We start from the raw sequence: 17,242 nt of genomic DNA, 5'->3' as shown, positions 1-17,242 counted from the left end.
AAAGGAAGCGCATGGTACAACATAAAATAGGTAGTGAAAACTGATTTAGATCATCGGTAATAAAAGAATTCACACTTGCTGTTCATAACGTTAAGCAATATCCTTTCTATTATCTTAGTACTAAGGGATAACTATGGAAACCGAGATAGAGCTGAAGTTCTTTGTATCGCCTGATTTTTCTGACAAGTTAAGAGAGAAAATAGCAGACACCAAAATACTTCAGAACAGTTGCCGGGAGTTGGGGAACACTTACTTCGATACTCAGGACAACTGGCTGCGTCAGCACGATATCGGCTTACGTATTCGACGGTTTGATGAAGTCTTTATTCAAACAGTTAAAACCTCTGGAAGAGTGGTTGCGGGATTGCATCAAAGACCAGAGTACAATGCAGAACACTCCTGTAATGAACCTGAACTCACTCTTCACCCATCTGATATTTGGCCGGATGGTAAGTCAGTTAATGAACTTCAGGCTGAGTTAACACCGATTTTTTCTACCAACTTCACCCGAGAGCAGTGGTTGATTGGTATGGCGGACGGAAGCCAGGTAGAAGTCGCTTTCGATCTTGGTGTCGTGATTGCCGGAGACCAGGAAGAGCCTATTTGCGAAGTTGAACTAGAGCTTAAATCCGGACAAACCGATGCATTGTTTACTCTTGCTCGCTCGATTTCTGAAGATGGCGGTATGCGTCTTGGAAACTTGAGCAAGGCCGCAAGAGGTTACCGTTTAGCGAAAGGCTACACGGGTGATAAAGAAAAGCCGCTATCGCTGGTTGATATCAGAGAAAAGGATTCTGTAGAAACCTGCTTTATAAAGTCAATGGAGCATGCACTTTCGCATTGGCATTACCACGAACAGATCTTTATTGAACGTCCTTCTTTGTCGGCACTGCACGAGATTCGTTATGCCATCACTTTTGTCAGACAGATTCTGACAGTATTCGGTGGAATTGTACCTAGACGAGCAAGTGCCATTTTGAGACAAGAGCTGAAATGGCTTGGACAAGAGCTCGAATGGCTAAAAGAAGCGGACTATATTGATGACCTTTGTGAAGACAAAGGCCATGCTCTTAGGAAGTTGGATGCTCGTAAGCGTTTAGTTCAGGAACTTAAAGAAGATCGAGAGCAGCTTCCAACACGTGAACAAACATTAGAGCTGATGCAATCGGCCAGATACACAGGCTTACTGCTGGACCTTAGCCGTTGGATCTTAGCTCGTGGTTGGCAACCATTTTTGGATGAAAAAGCGCGAGATAAAATGGCTAGGCCGGTCCGACGTTTCTCCGAGAAGCAGTTAGATCGTACCTGGGCAGAACTAATAGAAGCGTTTCCACCAGAAAGAGAGTTGAGTCGTCAGGAGTATATCGATCAGAAGTATCGCCTGACACGTAACTTATACACGGGAGTTTGCTTTGCGGCTATCTATGATATTGATCAGCGCAATGCATTCAGAATGCCCTGGGCAGATTTGTTGCACGGTATTGATGACTTGTTAACGCTTAAGCCTCTTCAGAAATATTTGGAACTATTAGAAGACGAAGAGAAAAACCAGTTAGAGCGTTGGTTAGCAAGACAAGAGACTTCAATTCTGCATGCAATGGAGCAAACCAGAGTAATGAGTATTGAAGCCCAGCCATACTGGAACACAAACTAAGGCTGAACCTTGTTTATCTAAATAGCAGTTGGAGAAATTAGCCAACTGCTATTTTTTTATCTGCTTTTCCAGTTCCTCAACCTTAACTAATAGCTCTTCTTGTTGTTTTAGTAGTTTGTGTAATAGCTCATTATTGTCATGCTGAAGCTTTTTAGGTGTGTTTTGAGCCGGAGAAGAAATAATAGAAGTGATTAGCCCAGAGATCATACCGAAAATACCTACCCCGCAGACAATAATAATGGCAGCAAGTGCTTTTCCTGACTCTGTGACTGGGTAGTGATCACCATATCCAACCGTCGAAACGGTCACAAATGCCCACCAAAGTGCATCCTCACCAGACTTAATATTCGCGCCAGGTTCATTTCCTTCTACAATAATCATTAAACCTGAGCCAAGGGTAAGCAACATGACAAGCAGAAATATAATCGAAGCTAATGTCGCTTCTCTACGGTTCTTTTGCATCTGCTGAAAGATATGCTTTCCGGAGCGTATAACTCTCACGACTCTTAGTATCTGAAATAGACGTCCATAGCGCAGTGGTTCATATATAGGGAGGCTGGCAAGAAGATCTATCCAATGTGTTTTAAGGTATTCTTTTTTATCGTTAGAACGAATGAGATCAATCGTCCAAAGCAACAGAAAAATGCTACAGATTAATCGATCAAGGTCGATAAGGGTTTTGAGGATATCTGGCGTCGGTTTAAGGAACAATATTCCAGAGATCACAAATAACGATAAAAATGATAATAAAAGAGACATCAAACTCATCGGTTTAATATCATTTTTGGTATGATGTTTTTTCATACGAGGCTCGAAATAAATGTTTTTAATGTCCCCTAGAGCCCGAAAATAAATTAAGTATTTATAATTTAAGAAATATAAGGCTACCTGGTACTTATATAGAATACGTGGAGAATTGAGAATGGCAAGTTTGGTAATCAAGCCATGGGAAAGGGTAATCACCGATATACGGTTAGTTCCGAAGCTGGTTCTGCTAATGGTGTTCAGCACCATTCTAATTGTTGGTAAGCAGCTATGGGATGCCAGTGTATTTTACTCTTCTGTCGCAGCAGTCCAAAAAGAGCAGGCTAAAGAAACCGCAACAGCGGAGTCTGGGATTTTGTCTACCATTCTTTCTGACTCGGACGGCAAAAATGTAGAGATGGCAGAGTATGCGTTCGGCACTATTTCTCGACAGCATAGCGGGGCTCATTTTACTTATTTAGTGAAACTGGACTCTGGTGAAGTACTGGGTCATCCAAATGCCAGAAAGCTATCTGACCTAAGTAGTATGACAGACACAGGCTCAACGGTCTCAAACCTTATCAAATCAAGCTCTGACAGATTGGCTTTTGAAGCCAATGAAGGTGAGCGATTCGAGTATCTGGTTAAAGTTAAAGGTATCAACTGGGTGATTGTTGCTTCACAAAGTGCTGAAGTTGCTCAGGAATACTATGATGACTATATCGCTCAGGTGATCTGGCAGACGCTGGTAATGATCATCGTATTTGTTGCGATACTACTCGGTGCCGCCTCTACAATGTTAAAGCAGACGCGTTTTATTACTTCCTCTATTAAAACGATGGCTGATAAAAACCTTTCTGAACCTATTACGCTTGATTGCAAAGATGAGTATGGAGACCTTGCTAGCGAGCTCGAAAAAACCCGAATTCAATTGCAAGATGTTATTGGAGCACAGGTTGCTGCATCAGAAGAGCTATCTACGCTTACTGAAGTCATGACTATGAGCATGTCTGAAACTAAAGAATCGACTCAGGAAGAGTTTGCTGAAATTGACCAGCTGGCTTCTGCAATGAGTGAAATGACGTCAACAGTAAATACGGTTGCCGATCACGCTCGCAGTGCTTCTTCTGTTACGGAGCAAGCGTCAGAGCAGGCAAAAAGTGGTCAGCGCTTTGTTCAGGATACGGTTGGTAAGATGAACGAGCTGTCTGGTGATATCGCTCAGTCTGCTCAGGCTGTTAATCAGGTTGAAGAGCGTGTAGACGCAATCGGAAGTGTTGTTGGCACTATTCAGGGAATATCAGAACAGACTAACCTTCTCGCTCTGAATGCTGCGATTGAAGCTGCTCGTGCCGGTGAAGCGGGTCGAGGTTTTGCTGTTGTCGCAGATGAAGTAAGAAATCTTGCACAGCGTACTCAGCAGGCAACGGTAGAAATTCAGGATATGATCACCCAACTTCAGAACAGTGCGAACTCGGCTGTTGAACTAATGGAGAAGAGTGTCGTTGAAGCCGCTGATGGTGTAGAGCTGGTTGCGAATGCAGGAACAGAACTTGATGGTATCGTGACTCAGGTTACTAACATCAACGATATGAACTTCCAGATTGCGACTGCGGCCGATCAGCAAAGCAGTGTTGCAGAAGAGATGAATCAAAACCTGTCCAATGTCCGTGAGTTGGTCGAAGCGTCGGTATCTGTTATTAGTGAGCTACTGGAAACATCGGAAATGATGCAGTCAAATGCTGAAGAATTGGATACTAAGATTCGCTCATTTAAGATCTAGTTCAACGATTTAAAATCTACGTTCGATAAAACGCTCGCTAAAATTCTAGTGAGCGTTTTTTATTGCTAGAGTATTGGGATATCGCTCAACGCAAGCAAGGATGATCAATGTTATCGCTTCCAGAATCCCTTAAGACTGAAGCAGAAAAGGCCTCTGCCCGATTATCAGAATCGGCACAACAGCATATCCAGCTATGGCCTCAAGAAATACAAAACGATCTGCAACGAGTACTGGCGCTCAGCCATTTTGTTGAAGACTCCCTGAGCAGAGACGAATCCCTCTGCAAAGCTTTTCCTGAACTTCTGAAAACAGAGAACAGGAGTGATGGCTATAGAGACGCTTTAAAAGCGAAACTGTCAGAGTGTGTTGATGAGAATCAGGGACACCGTATTCTGAGACAGTTCAGACGTCAGGAGATGACGCTTATTGCATGGCGAGACTTTATGGCTTCATGGTCATTGGATGAAAGCCTTCAGCACATTTCCGAACTTGCGGAAGCGATGATCTTTGAAACTTATGAGTGGCAATATACGCTTTGCTGCAAAGAGTGGGGAACCCCTTGTGATACAGAGGGTAACCCTCAACCAATGCTGATTATTGGCATGGGTAAATTAGGTGGCGGTGAGCTTAACTTCTCTTCTGATATCGATCTTATTTTTACTTATCCGGAAAATGGTGAAACTCAGGGTGCAAGGCGAAGTATTGCCAATGCTCAGTTTTTTACTCGTCTGGGGCAACGGATTATTAAAGCGTTGGATCTGCAGACGTTTGATGGCTTTTGTTATCGCGTGGATCTACGGTTGCGCCCTTTTGGTGATAGTGGTCCTTTAGTGATGAGCTTTTCTGCTCTGGAAGACTACTACCAAGAGCAAGGCAGGGACTGGGAACGCTATGCCATGATCAAAGCAAGAGTCATGGGGCGGGAGATGTATCCACAGTATCAGGAGCTGCGTCAGATGCTACGGCCATTTGTGTTCAGAAGGTACATCGATTTTAGTGCCATTCAGTCACTGCGAAGAATGAAGTCGATGATATCCAGTGAGGTTAGACGCAGAGGATTAAGCAATAACATTAAGCTCGGTGCTGGTGGTATTCGGGAAGTTGAATTTATCGCTCAGGTATTTCAGCTTATGCGAGGTGGGCGAGAGCCGTCTCTGAGGGGACGAGGGTTATTAGAGACGCTTGCAGCGATAAAAGAATTAAAGTTGCTTGAACCCAATGAAGTTGAGCAATTGGTTGAAGCATATCGTTTTCTAAGAAGGGAAGAGAATCTTCTTCAGGCGATGGGTGATAAACAGACGCAGACTCTACCTGATAGCGAGCAAGATAGAGAAAAGCTGGCTTTAGCCATGGGCGAAACATCCTGGGAAGCGTTGCTGGAAAATACACAAGAACATATGCGAAATGTTCGCTCAGTCTTCGAAACCCTTATTGGCGAAGATGAAGAAGAAGCAACTCACGTGGAAAGGCATTTTTCTGAGCTCTGGGATATGGTGCATAACCCGGACGTGATTGAGCATATCTTAAAAGAGGATCTCTCTTCGGAAGATGTAGAAACAGATGCACAGGTAATACGAAGCTTTAAGGCAGATATTGCTAAAAAAACGCTTGGGCCAAGAGGTAGGGAAGTTCTGAATCGTTTGATGCCAAAGCTATTTCAGGCTATTTATCAGCATCAGGATGCGAAATTTGGTCTACCTAGAGTGCTGAGCTTGATGCATAAGATACTTACCAGGACCACTTATCTTGAGCTTCTTGATGAGCACCCGGCCGCACTCAAACAGTTGGTACGATTGTGTACAGCCAGTCCAATGATTTCAGAGCAGTTAGGACGCTATCCTATTCTGCTGGATGAGTTATTGGATCCAAACCAGCTCTACAATCCTGTTCCGCTTTCTTCTTACAAAAGTGAGCTAAGAGATTATCTTGCCCGCATACCTGAAGATGATATGGAACAGCAGATGGAGGCCCTTAGACAGTTTAAGCAAACCTGTATCCTCCGTATTGCAGCTGCAGATATTGCAGGTGTGTTACCTGTCATGAAAGTGAGTGACCACTTAACCTATCTCGCAGAAGCTATTGTTGATGCGGTTGTTCAACAGGCATGGCAGCAACTAGCAGAGAAGTACGGGGAGCCAACTCATCTGAAAGACAGGGATGGAAAGGGCTTTGCAGTGATTGGGTACGGAAAAGTAGGTGGCTGGGAGCTAGGTTATAACTCTGATCTGGACATCGTTTTTATGCATGACTGTCCGACAAATGTGTATACCGACGGTAGAAAAGAGATTGATGGCAGACAGTTTTATCTTCGTCTTGCCCAGCGCATTATTCATATTTTCTCTGTTCGAACTGCTTCCGGAATCTTGTATGAAGTTGATACACGTTTACGTCCATCCGGTGCTTCTGGCTTGCTTGTAAGCCCAACAGATGCGTTTGAAGAGTATCAGAGAAATGATGCCTGGACATGGGAACACCAGGCACTAGTCAGAAGTCGGGTGATCTTTGGTGATGACAAATTGTTGCTGGCATTTGATGACATTCGCCACCGGATACTTTGTCAGCCAAGGGAAGAAGAACAGCTGAAAAAAGATGTCTCGGATATGCGTGTTAAAATGAGAGATCATCTTGGTGGCAAAAAGGCCGGAAGATTTATGCTAAAACAAGATGTTGGTGGGATTACTGATATTGAATTTATCGCACAGTATATGGTCTTATGCTACAGCGCGGATTATCCTAAGCTGACTCGTTGGTCTGATAATGTCAGGATATTTGAGTCTATGATGCAGCAAGATATTGTTACTGAATCGGAAGCCAACGCGTTGACCGAAGCGTATATCACTCTGCGAGATGAAATTCATCATAGAAACCTGCTGAATCAGGATGCTGATGTTGATGAATCCAGATTTATCGATGAAAGAAACTGTGTAACCGATAACTGGGTTAAGTGGCTGGGATAATTGCACAACTTAATGACCATAATATTTAGGTGCTATGTTAAACTTGCGCCCAGAATGATTTGTTGGAGAAATATATGAAACCGAGCCTACCTGAATATGATCAAGCAGGTGTGTTGATAATTGGCGATGTAATGCTGGACAGATACTGGTATGGCCCGACAGGGCGTATCTCTCCTGAAGCTCCAGTTCCGGTTGTAAAGGTAGAAGAAAACGAAGAGAGGCCAGGTGGTGCTGCTAACGTCGCGATGAATATCGCAGCGCTTGGCGGTCAGGCTAATATTATTGGCCTTGTTGGTGATGATGAGCCTGCAAAGGTTCTGGAAAATACTCTGAGTTCGCTTAAAGTGAACTGCGATTTCGTCACTCTGCCAGACTATCCAACAATCACTAAATTGAGAATCATGAGCCGTGGTCAGCAACTTATCCGTCTTGATTTTGAAGATAAGTTCGAAGGTACCGATCCTGAACTGATGTTGTCGCGTATGGATGCTCTGCTACCTAGCGTTAAATCCGTCGTGCTGTCTGACTATGCTAAAGGTGGTCTGGAGCATGTTCAGGCTCTTATTCAAAAAGCTCGCGCGAAAAGCATTCCGGTATTTATTGATCCAAAAGGCGCAGATTACGAGCGTTACCGTGGAGCAACACTACTGACTCCAAATATGGCAGAGTTCGAGCTGGTTGCGGGTAAAGTAAAAGACGAAGAAGATCTTATTAAGAAAGGTCTGGAGCTGATTGAAGCTTATGAGTTTGAAGCTCTGCTGGTAACACGTAGTGAGAATGGTATGACATTACTGCGTAAAGATCAGGAACCGTTCCACTTGCCGACTCAGGCAAAAGAAGTTTATGACGTAACAGGTGCAGGCGATACGGTAATCTCTGTGCTTGCTGCCTCTGTTGCTGCAGGCAAACAGCTTGACGAAGCGTGCGCGCTAGCAAACGCGGGTGCTGGTGTGGTTGTAGGTAAACTGGGTACCTCTACTGTTTCTGAAGTTGAACTGGCTGAGGCTGTTCATGGTGGTCAGGATACCGACTACGGCATTATCTCTGAGTCAGCTTTGATTGAAGCCGTTAAGAAAGCCAGAGCAAAAGGCGAGAAGGTCGTTATGACAAACGGCTGCTTCGATATTTTGCATGCTGGTCATGTTTCTTACCTGAACCATGCAGCAGAGCTAGGCGATCGTCTGATTGTTGCTGTTAACACTGATGAATCCGTTAAGCAATTGAAAGGACCTGGGCGTCCTGTGAATCCAACTGATCGTCGTATGGCTGTATTGGCTGGACTTGGTGCGGTTGACTGGGTTGTTCCATTTGGTGAAGAGACTCCACGTCGCCTTATCTCTGAAGTATTACCAAGCCTGCTAGTGAAAGGTGGTGACTACAAACCGGAAGAAATTGCCGGTGGTGAAGAGGTGATTGCTGCAGGCGGTGAAGTACGTGTACTTAACTTCGAAGAAGGCGTATCAACGACTGAAATCATAAATACGATTAAAAGCAATAAGAACTAATCGTTAAAACCTCAGGTAACAAGATAAAGAAAAGGGCTGATAATGAATTATCAGCCCTTTGTGTTTTTAGCTAAGTATTTCAATTAGCTCGCAGATTTCAGTCCTGCACTGATGTCCAAAATTTCTTGCTCACTCAGCGTACCAACAGCCTGCTTAAGATTCAGGATGCTGATGATGTAGTTGTAACGAGCGTCCGAAAGGTTACGGTTCGCATCGTATAGGCTACGAGTTGAATCCAGAACATCAACGATGGTACGAGTACCTACATCAAAACCAGCTTCGGTCGCTTCAAGAGCTGACTTTGCAGACACTACAGACTGTTCGTATGCCTTGATAGTACCAATACTAGCGTTAACGTTGTTGTATGAGCTTCGTACGGTTGTCACGATGCTGCGGTAGCTCGCTTCAAGATCTTCACTCGCTGCAACGTAATTGAACTCAGCCTGTTTAACCAGAGAAGTTAGGTTGCCACCGGTATAAAGTGGAACTGACAGGTTAAGACCAATATTAAAGTTGTTTGAATCAGCATCAGGCGCTGATGGCATATTGGAAATATCAGAATAGTTGTATCCGCCATCTAGAGTTAGCGATGGAAGGCGGTTAGCGCTTGCTAGCGAAATGTTATCACGTGCAATGTCCTGAGCAATTCGTGCTGTAAGCAATGTCAGGTTTTGCGTTTGTGCTTGCTCAAGAAGCACTTCTGGTGACTCATTCATACGATCTGCGCTGAAACGAGCAGTGTCCAAAATGTCCAGGTTAGTATGAGCCTGACCGGTAATCTCACGAAGAGACTCATAGCTGTTAATCAGGTTGTTTTCGCTAACCACTTCGTTTGCTAATACGGTGTCATACTGAGCTTGTGCGTCATGAACGTCAGTGATTGCAGACAGACCCACTTCAAAACGTTGTTTGGTTTGTTCTAGCTGACGAGCAACCGCTGCTTTCTCAGCACGTACAAACTCCAGGCTATCCTGAGCGCGTAGTACTTCGAAGTATGCTGTTGAAACACGAAGAATTAGATTTTGCTGCTCCGCTGCATAAGCGGCATCAGATTGGCGAGCTGTTTTTTCTGCCTGATCTAGAGTAATCCAGCTTGAACGTTTATAAAGCTCTTGCGTAAAGTTGATTCCAGCAGACAATGCATTGTTTTCTGCAGAGTTTGATGAAGGGTCGCTTCTTTTAATATCGTAGCCAGCTGTAAGATTTATTTGTGGCAAAAGTGTACTGCGGCTGGATGTAATCGCTTCGAACGCTGCATCTCTGTTAGCCGCAGAGCGTAGTAGCGTTGGATCGTTTTCTTTAGCAAGGTTGTAAATTTCAGCAAGGTCTTCAGCGTATGCAAGTGATGAAGCACTTCCTAGGGTCACACTGATTAAAAGTGGTAGAATTTTTTTCATTTTGGCTGGTCCCGCCTTGTTTAAATGATATCCGACAAGAGTTTAACCCATGTTGAGGGCTCTTTGCTCAATTCTTTGCGTTTTTTTACATTTAATTGCACGGATGTGCAATATATTTTTTGAGAATTAAACAAAATAACTAAACCTTCTCAAAAAAGTTGAACCTAATCATTGGTAGTTCTTATTGACTAATATTAGAATAGCCGCGAGTTCAGAGGCTATTAAAACAAAGTATGGAAGCATAGGTATGAAATCACAATATACTTCACAAGATGTAGAAATACTGTCGAAGGAGACACTATTTCAGGGCTTCTTCAAAATGGTGAAGTATCGCTTTAAACACAAATTGTTCAAAGGTGGCTGGAGTGAACCTGTTGAAAGAGAACTGTTTGAGCGTGGTCATGCGGTCTCGATGTTGCCATACGATGCTATCCGCGATGAAGTTATTCTTATCGAGCAGATTAGGGTTGGAACTCTGGAGCAGGAGAATCCGTGGCAGATAGAAATAGTTGCTGGAATTATTGACACCGATGAGTCTCCTGAAGAAGTCGCCCGAAGAGAATCCATTGAAGAAGCGGGTGTTGAAGCTAAAGAACTGATAAAAGTAACGAGTTACTATCCTTCTGCTGGTGGCTGCTCCGAAAAGCTCGATGTTTATGTTGGGCAAGTGGATGCGTCTAATGCAGGTGGAATTCATGGTCTAGAATATGAAAATGAAGATATTCGAGTACAAGTCGTTAGCCGTGAAGAGGCATATAACTTAGTACAAGACGGTAAAATTGAGAACGGTGCCTCAATTATTGCGTTGCAATGGTTGGAGCTAAACTATAAAGACTTACAATCGCGATGGCAGAAATAGCAACTGATAAATCGTATCACGTTGATCTCGCAGCATTAATGCGTGTGTACGAAACAAATTATGCGAAATTAAACGCTTTGCTTCCCGCTAAAGCGAGTGTCGGGGATGTGCGTTCGTATCAAGTTGCAGAAATTGCCTATCAGCTTGAAGTAAGCGAAATAACAAAATATACGACATTGATCGATGTGAGTCAGTGTGATGAGCAGCTTATATTTCCGCTGCCAAAAATGACGGTCAGACTTTACCATGATGCGCGGGTAGCAGAAGTGTGCGCAAGCGAGCAGATATCAAGAGTGAAAGCTCGCTATGACTACCCAAATAATAGAATGATGCAGAAGGATGAAAAGTTTCAGATCAATCAGTTTTTGAGTGATTGGCTGACATTCTGCTTAAAACATGGGATTAGCAGAGCTCCCTTATTCTGAGCAAAGAATTAAAGGTTGAGCTAGCAAAAAGTCTGAGCCAGTTTACAGGAATTTAATCAGGTTAATTGTTTTGAAATTATCGGCAAACTCGGAAAGAGACAGTATAAAGCTATTGCAGCTGACAGATACGCATCTGTTTTCGACAACAGATGGCTGTTTGCTGAGTGTTAACACGCTAGATAGCTTTCATGCAGTGGTCCAGGAAGTTATCAATCAAGAGGTTGAGTACGATGCAGTACTTGCGACCGGTGATATCTCGCAGGATCACACAGCGAAATCGTACCAAAGGTTTGAACAGGGCATAGCCAGCTTAGAGAAGAAATGCTTATGGCTGCCAGGAAACCACGATTTCAAACCAAATATGAGTAGTGTATTACCATCTGAACAGATCTCAGCGGATGAGCATGTACTGGCAGGCGATCACTGGCAAATTATTCAGCTGGATAGTCAGGTTACCGGAGTACCGCACGGCCGATTGAGTGAACAGCAGCTTGCTCTTCTAAAAGATAAGTTAGAAGAGTACCCGGATAGATATACACTGATACTTCTTCACCATCACCCAGTTTTAGTTGGTAGTGCCTGGCTTGACCAGCATACGCTTTATGATGCTGACAACTTCTGGAACATCATTGTTAAGCATACTAATGTGAAAGCGACCTTGTGTGGTCATGTCCATCAGGAGTTTGATGAGAGACATTTTGGTGTCAGAGTGATGGCAACACCTTCGACTTGTGTACAGTTCAAGCCGGACTCACAGGACTTCGCTTTGGATGCAAAAGAGCCGGGGTGGCGAACACTGGAGCTTAAGAGTGACGGTACTATTGAAACACGGGTGCATCGCCTCAAAGGATCCGATTTCCTACCTGACTTTAATGCCGGTGGTTATTAAAGTTCGTCCTTACTACTTATTCAGGTAATCGTTAATGAGTAAACCCTCACTACTGCTTTATATACATGGCTTTAACAGTTCTCCTCAGTCACATAAGGCTAATGTTATGAAGGCATATTGTGAGAGTCACCGGCCGGATATAAAGGTTGTGGTGCCTCAGATGCCATGCTTTCCTTCTGAGGCAAAAGCTCTTTTATTAGAGATTGTTGAGAAGTATAAGCGTGACTATCAGATAGCTCTGGTTGGCAGCTCACTTGGTGGATATCTTTCTACCTGGCTTAATAGCTTATATGGCTTTAAAGCGGTTGTTGTTAACCCAGCAGTTAAACCTTATGAGCTACTACAAGATTATTTAGGCGAACAGGAAAACCCTTATACCGGTGAAAGATATGTTCTTGATGCTATCCATGTGGAGCAGCTTCGGGAACTAGATGTCGCTGAAATTAAAAAGAAAGGTGATTTTTGGTTGTTACAGCAGGAAGGGGATGAAGTGCTGGATTACAGGCAATCGGTAGATAAATTTGCGGGCTGTAAACAGAATGTGGAGCCGGAAGGTGACCATAGCTTTGTCGATTTTGAACGTTACCCAACTGATATCATTTCGTTTCTGGAGCTTTAAATTTAGCCATTCAACGGCTTAGCTTCATAAAAATATGCTACATATTCGCCTCTTGCTTGACATAACCTGCCATGTTCCAGAGTATGTAGCCTTATTGCTTCTCCCGTGAACAAGTAAGTTTTACATCTTAGCGCCCGCTATAAGAATTTTAAAACGTCATACTTTCAGGGCAGAGTAGTAGCCTGAAAATATTTGAGTAAATTCCGTATTATGACTGAACAATATAATGCTGGAGCCATTGAGGTTCTTAATGGTCTGGAGCCAGTACGTCGCCGACCAGGGATGTATACGGATACAGTGCGCCCTAACCACCTTGGTCAGGAAGTTATCGATAACAGCGTCGATGAAGCACTTGCCGGTCATGCCTCCAAAATACAAGTAATACTTCACGCTGATCAATCACTTGAAGTGATTGATGACGGTCGAGGTATGCCTGTCGATATTCACCCGGAAGAGAAAGTCTCCGGTGTGGAACTGATTCTCTGTAAACTCCACGCTGGTGGTAAGTTTTCCAATAAAAACTACCAGTTCTCAGGTGGTTTGCACGGGGTAGGTATCTCTGTTGTAAACGCCCTTTCTAAGAGAGTGGAAGTGACGGTTCGCCGCGATGGCCAGGTGTATGAGATTGCATTTGAGCATGGTGAAAAAGTATCAGATCTGACAGTAGTAGGAACCTGTGGACGTCGTAACAAAGGTACCAGTGTTCATTTCTGGCCAGACAGCCAGTATTTTGATTCAGGTAACTTCTCTGTAACCCGTTTAGTGAATAACCTTCGTGCTAAAGCGGTACTTTGTCCGGGGCTTGAAATCACTTTCTCTGACAAGGTAAACGGCAACGAGCACAAGTGGCACTACGAAAGTGGTCTTAAAGATTACCTTGCAGAAGGCGTTAAGGGTTACACCGTTCTTCCTGAAGAGCCTTTCACTGGGCAGTTTTCTGCTGAAACCGAAGCGGCTGACTGGGCGATTATCTGGCAGCCAGAAGGTGGCGAACAGATTACAGAAAGCTATGTAAACCTAATTCCGACAGCGCTAGGTGGTACTCATGTAAATGGTCTTCGACAGGGCTTACTTGATGCTATGCGTGAGTTCTGTGAGTTCCGCAACCTGCTTCCTCGTGGCGTGAAGCTTACGGGTGATGATGTATTTGATCGTTGTTCTTACGTTCTATCCATCAAAATGCAAGATCCTCAGTTCGCGGGTCAGACTAAAGAGCGCTTATCATCTCGTCAGTGTGCAGCATTTGTTTCCGGAGTGGTTAAAGATGCCTTCAGCCTTTGGTTGAACGAACGCCCTCAGCTTGCTGAGCAAATGGCTGAGATGTGTATTGCTAACGCACACCGTCGTATGCGCGCTGCTAAGAAGGTAGTTCGTAAGAAAGTCGCTTCAGGACCTGCACTTCCGGGTAAACTGACCGATTGCTCTATTCAGGATCTGGCTCGTACAGAACTCTTCCTGGTGGAGGGTGATTCTGCGGGTGGTAGTGCTAAACAGGCTCGTGATCGCGAGTTCCAGGCAATCATGCCACTACGCGGTAAGATACTGAATACCTGGGAAGTTTCTGCTGATCAGGTACTGGCTTCTCAGGAAGTACATAATATTTCGGTCGCATTAGGTATTGATCCTGATTCTAATAATCTTGAAGATTTGCGTTACGGTAAAGTCTGTATTCTTGCGGATGCGGATTCGGATGGTCTGCATATCGCCACCTTGCTTTGTGCTCTATTTACCCGCCATTTCCGTGCTTTGGTTGAAGCTGGACATGTTTATGTAGCAATGCCTCCACTATTCCGAATCGACTGCGGTAAAGAGGTCTTTTATGCCCTTGATGAGGATGAGAAAGAGGGTATTTTGGAACGTCTGAGCAAGAAAAAAGCGAAAATCAATGTGCAGCGATTTAAAGGTCTGGGTGAGATGAACCCACTTCAGCTGCGTGAAACAACGATGGATCCGAATACCCGTCGCTTGGTACAGCTAACCATCGATGATGATGAGCAGACCAATGAAATGATGGATATGCTACTGGGTAAAAAGCGCGCGGATGACCGTCGCTCTTGGTTGCAGACTAATGGCGATTTAGCAGAGGTTTAACGGATGTCTACTGAGATTACTTATGATGGCGTTGAACAGTTGCCAATGCGCAAGTTTACTGAAGACGCTTATCTGAATTATTCAATGTACGTAATTATGGACCGAGCCTTGCCTTATATTGGTGACGGTCTGAAGCCCGTACAGAGACGTATTATCTATGCAATGTCGGAACTTGGCCTTTCGGCAGCAGCAAAATATAAAAAATCTGCCCGTACTGTTGGTGACGTACTAGGTAAGTATCACCCGCATGGTGACTCTGCCTGTTACGAAGCAATGGTGCTAATGGCCCAGCCATTCTCCTACCGTTATCCGTTGGTTGACGGTCAGGGTAACTGGGGTGCTCCGGATGATCCAAAATCATTCGCAGCAATGCGTTATACCGAAGCAAAACTTTCTAAGTTTGCTGAAGTTCTTTTGGGAGAACTAGGTCAAGGTACGGTTGAATGGCAGCCTAACTTTGATGGCACCATGAAAGAACCACAGATGTTGCCAGCACGTTTACCTCATATTCTACTGAATGGAGTAACTGGTATTGCGGTTGGTATGGCGACCGATATTCCACCACATAATGTTCGTGAAGTGGCAAATGCGGCAATACATCTACTCGATAACCCGAAGGCAGAGCTTCCGGATGTTATGGAGTATGTTCAAGGTCCGGACTATCCGACAGAAGCAGAAATTATCTCTCCAAGGAAAGAGCTAGAGAAGATTTACCGAACAGGTCGAGGAAGTATAAAAGCTCGTGCTGTATGGCATAAAGAAGGCTCGGATGTTGTTATCACAGCAATTCCTCATCAGGTTTCCGGTGCTAAGTTGCTTGAACAGATAGCAGCTCAGATGCGAGCCAAAAAGCTGCCGATGGTTGATGATCTTCGTGATGAATCAGATCACGAAAACCCAACTCGTATCGTGATTGTTCCTCGTTCTAACCGAGTAGATACCGATCAGCTGATGAACCACCTGTTTGCCTCTACGGATCTGGAGAAGAATTTCAGGGTTAACCTGAACATGATTGGTCTGGATAACCGTCCGCAAGTTAAAGGTCTGGTTCAGATTCTTTCTGAGTGGATTGAGTTTCGCCGTGCAACCGTTCGCCGTCGTCTACAATATCGCCTTGATAAGGTGATGGCACGCTTACACATCCTGGAAGGTTTGTTAATTGCTTATCTGAATTTGGATGAAGTGATTGAGATTATCCGTACTGAGGATGATCCTAAAGCGGTTCTGATGGAGCGCTTTGGTATTACCGATATTCAGGCTGATGCCATTCTGGACACCAAACTTCGTCATCTGGCGAAGCTGGAAGAGATGAAGATTCGTGGTGAACAGGAAGAGCTGGAAAAAGAGCGTGAGAAACTAGAACTGATTCTTGGCTCTGAGCGTCGTATGAATACGCTGCTGAAGAAAGAGATCAAAGCTGACGCAGAGAAGTATGGTGATGATCGTCGCTCTCCATTGGTTGAGCGTAGTGAAGCAAAAGCACTGACTGAACGTGAACTAGTGCCAAGTGAAGCGATCACCGTTGTTCTTTCGGACAAAGGCTGGATTCGTCACGCCAAAGGCCATGATGTGGACCCTGAAGGTCTGAACTACAAAGCGGGTGACAGCTATCTGGCACACGCCAGAGGCAAGAGTAACCAGCAAGCCGTATTCCTTGGCTCCGATGGACGAAGTTATTCGCTTGAATCTCATTCTCTTCCATCTGCCAGAAGTCAGGGCGAGCCAATTACAGGACGTCTGAACGTTGCAGAGGGGACATCAGTTCGTCAGGTCATAATGGGTGAAGATGATCAGCTATGGCTGGTTGGCTCTGATGCGGGGTATGGTTTTGTTTGTAAAGGCGCCGATCTGCTTTCTAAGAACCGAAGTGGTAAAGCGTTAGTTAACTTGCCAGCAAGCTCCGAAGTAATGACACCGATGACCGTCGCAGATATTGATACCGATGAGATTCTGGCCATTACTAACCTTGGTCGGATGTTGATGTTCCCAATTAAGGACTTGCCTCAGCTTAGCAAAGGTAAGGGTAATAAGATCATTAATATCCCTGCGGCCAAAGCTAAGGCTCGTGAGGAGATAGTGTCTCATCTGACTTCAATCCCACAAGGGGCTTCGATAACCCTTTATGCGGGTAAACGTAAGCTTGGGCTCAAACCAGCGGATTTAGATAACTTCCGTGGAGAGCGTGGACGAAGAGGTGGCTTATTACCTCGTGGTCTGCAACGGGTCACTCGAATTGAAGTTGACTTACCTGAGCAACAACCAGAGCAGACTGGTGAATAAAGAATAAAAAACCGGCGAAAGCCGGTTTTTTCTGTCTGG

Annotated in this window: 12 protein-coding genes; 10 read left to right on the top strand and 2 right to left on the bottom strand. The window is 44.5% G+C overall.

The features are described from left to right. The first annotated feature begins 133 nt into the window (after positions 1 to 133). Positions 134 to 1,654: a CYTH domain-containing protein gene (locus tag SNR28_RS24075; protein ID WP_375751412.1), complete on the top strand. Its 1,521-nt coding sequence runs from the start codon at positions 134 to 136 to the stop codon at positions 1,652 to 1,654. Positions 1,655 to 1,702: 48 nt separating this feature from the next. On the opposite strand, the gene SNR28_RS24070 is transcribed toward SNR28_RS24075, so the two are convergent. Next, entirely contained in the window at positions 1,703 to 2,458 is a 756-nt protein-coding gene (locus SNR28_RS24070) for a potassium channel family protein (protein WP_375751411.1), read from the bottom strand. A gap of 118 nt (positions 2,459 to 2,576) precedes the next feature. On the opposite strand from SNR28_RS24070, the gene SNR28_RS24065 reads away from it, so the two are divergent. The 3 genes from SNR28_RS24065 (at position 2,577) to hldE (ending at position 8,643) form a co-directional block, all read left to right on the top strand. Next, positions 2,577 to 4,181: a methyl-accepting chemotaxis protein gene (locus tag SNR28_RS24065; RefSeq protein ID WP_375751410.1), complete on the top strand. Its 1,605-nt coding sequence runs from the start codon at positions 2,577 to 2,579 to the stop codon at positions 4,179 to 4,181. Positions 4,182 to 4,288: 107 nt separating this feature from the next. After that, the gene (glnE, locus tag SNR28_RS24060) at positions 4,289 to 7,138 is read left to right on the top strand and encodes a bifunctional [glutamate--ammonia ligase]-adenylyl-L-tyrosine phosphorylase/[glutamate--ammonia-ligase] adenylyltransferase (RefSeq protein ID WP_375751409.1); all 2,850 of its coding nucleotides are present in this window, start codon (positions 4,289 to 4,291) and stop codon (positions 7,136 to 7,138) included. A 74-nt stretch (positions 7,139 to 7,212) separates the two neighbouring features. Next, entirely contained in the window at positions 7,213 to 8,643 is a 1,431-nt protein-coding gene (gene hldE / locus SNR28_RS24055; RefSeq protein WP_375751408.1) for a bifunctional D-glycero-beta-D-manno-heptose-7-phosphate kinase/D-glycero-beta-D-manno-heptose 1-phosphate adenylyltransferase HldE, read from the top strand. Positions 8,644 to 8,726: 83 nt separating this feature from the next. On the opposite strand, the gene tolC is transcribed toward hldE, so the two are convergent. Next, the gene (tolC, locus tag SNR28_RS24050) at positions 8,727 to 10,040 is read right to left on the bottom strand and encodes an outer membrane channel protein TolC (RefSeq protein ID WP_375751407.1); all 1,314 of its coding nucleotides are present in this window, start codon (positions 10,038 to 10,040) and stop codon (positions 8,727 to 8,729) included. 247 nt (positions 10,041 to 10,287) lie between these two features. Between tolC and nudF the strand changes: the two genes are divergently transcribed. The 6 genes from nudF (at position 10,288) to parC (ending at position 17,203) form a co-directional block, all read left to right on the top strand. After that, complete coding sequence (gene nudF / locus SNR28_RS24045) at positions 10,288 to 10,899, top strand: ADP-ribose diphosphatase (RefSeq protein WP_375751406.1); 612 nt, start codon at positions 10,288 to 10,290, stop codon at positions 10,897 to 10,899. Continuing rightward, positions 10,887 to 11,324, top strand: coding sequence for a DUF1249 family protein (locus tag SNR28_RS24040; RefSeq protein WP_375751405.1), 438 nt, complete (start codon positions 10,887 to 10,889; stop codon positions 11,322 to 11,324). The genes nudF and SNR28_RS24040 overlap by 13 nt, the downstream gene beginning before the upstream one ends. Positions 11,325 to 11,394: 70 nt before the next feature. Next, a complete protein-coding gene (cpdA, locus tag SNR28_RS24035; RefSeq protein WP_375751404.1) occupies positions 11,395 to 12,213 on the top strand; it encodes a 3',5'-cyclic-AMP phosphodiesterase in 819 nt (272 codons plus the stop codon). Between the two features lie 34 nt (positions 12,214 to 12,247). Then, entirely contained in the window at positions 12,248 to 12,832 is a 585-nt protein-coding gene (gene yqiA, locus SNR28_RS24030) for an esterase YqiA (RefSeq protein WP_375751403.1), read from the top strand. A gap of 210 nt (positions 12,833 to 13,042) precedes the next feature. Next, positions 13,043 to 14,923 carry a DNA topoisomerase IV subunit B gene (gene parE / locus SNR28_RS24025; RefSeq protein ID WP_375751402.1) on the top strand — a complete coding sequence of 627 codons (1,881 nt, stop codon included), beginning with the start codon at positions 13,043 to 13,045 and terminating at the stop codon, positions 14,921 to 14,923. A gap of 3 nt (positions 14,924 to 14,926) precedes the next feature. Beyond that, the gene (parC, locus tag SNR28_RS24020) at positions 14,927 to 17,203 is read left to right on the top strand and encodes a DNA topoisomerase IV subunit A (RefSeq protein WP_375751401.1); all 2,277 of its coding nucleotides are present in this window, start codon (positions 14,927 to 14,929) and stop codon (positions 17,201 to 17,203) included. Positions 17,204 to 17,242: the final 39 nt, after the last annotated feature.

The sequence above is a fragment of the Vibrio iocasae genome (genome assembly GCF_042245395.1).
Lineage (GTDB): Bacteria > Pseudomonadota > Gammaproteobacteria > Enterobacterales > Vibrionaceae > Vibrio > Vibrio iocasae.
The sequence above is the reverse complement of the archived record's forward strand: the minus strand, read 5'-3'. Positions and strand labels throughout refer to the sequence as shown.

Coding starts and splice junctions, on each gene's coding strand:
- SNR28_RS24065 (WP_375751410.1), top strand. CDS start 2,577: ATGGCAAGTTTGGTAATCAAGCCATGGGAAAGGGTAATCACCGATATA.
- tolC (WP_375751407.1), bottom strand. CDS start 10,040: ATGAAAAAAATTCTACCACTTTTAATCAGTGTGACCCTAGGAAGTGCT.
- parC (WP_375751401.1), top strand. CDS start 14,927: ATGTCTACTGAGATTACTTATGATGGCGTTGAACAGTTGCCAATGCGC.
- SNR28_RS24075 (WP_375751412.1), top strand. CDS start 134: ATGGAAACCGAGATAGAGCTGAAGTTCTTTGTATCGCCTGATTTTTCT.
- glnE (WP_375751409.1), top strand. CDS start 4,289: ATGTTATCGCTTCCAGAATCCCTTAAGACTGAAGCAGAAAAGGCCTCT.
- SNR28_RS24070 (WP_375751411.1), bottom strand. CDS start 2,458: ATGAAAAAACATCATACCAAAAATGATATTAAACCGATGAGTTTGATG.
- yqiA (WP_375751403.1), top strand. CDS start 12,248: ATGAGTAAACCCTCACTACTGCTTTATATACATGGCTTTAACAGTTCT.
- SNR28_RS24040 (WP_375751405.1), top strand. CDS start 10,887: ATGGCAGAAATAGCAACTGATAAATCGTATCACGTTGATCTCGCAGCA.
- parE (WP_375751402.1), top strand. CDS start 13,043: ATGACTGAACAATATAATGCTGGAGCCATTGAGGTTCTTAATGGTCTG.
- hldE (WP_375751408.1), top strand. CDS start 7,213: ATGAAACCGAGCCTACCTGAATATGATCAAGCAGGTGTGTTGATAATT.
- nudF (WP_375751406.1), top strand. CDS start 10,288: ATGAAATCACAATATACTTCACAAGATGTAGAAATACTGTCGAAGGAG.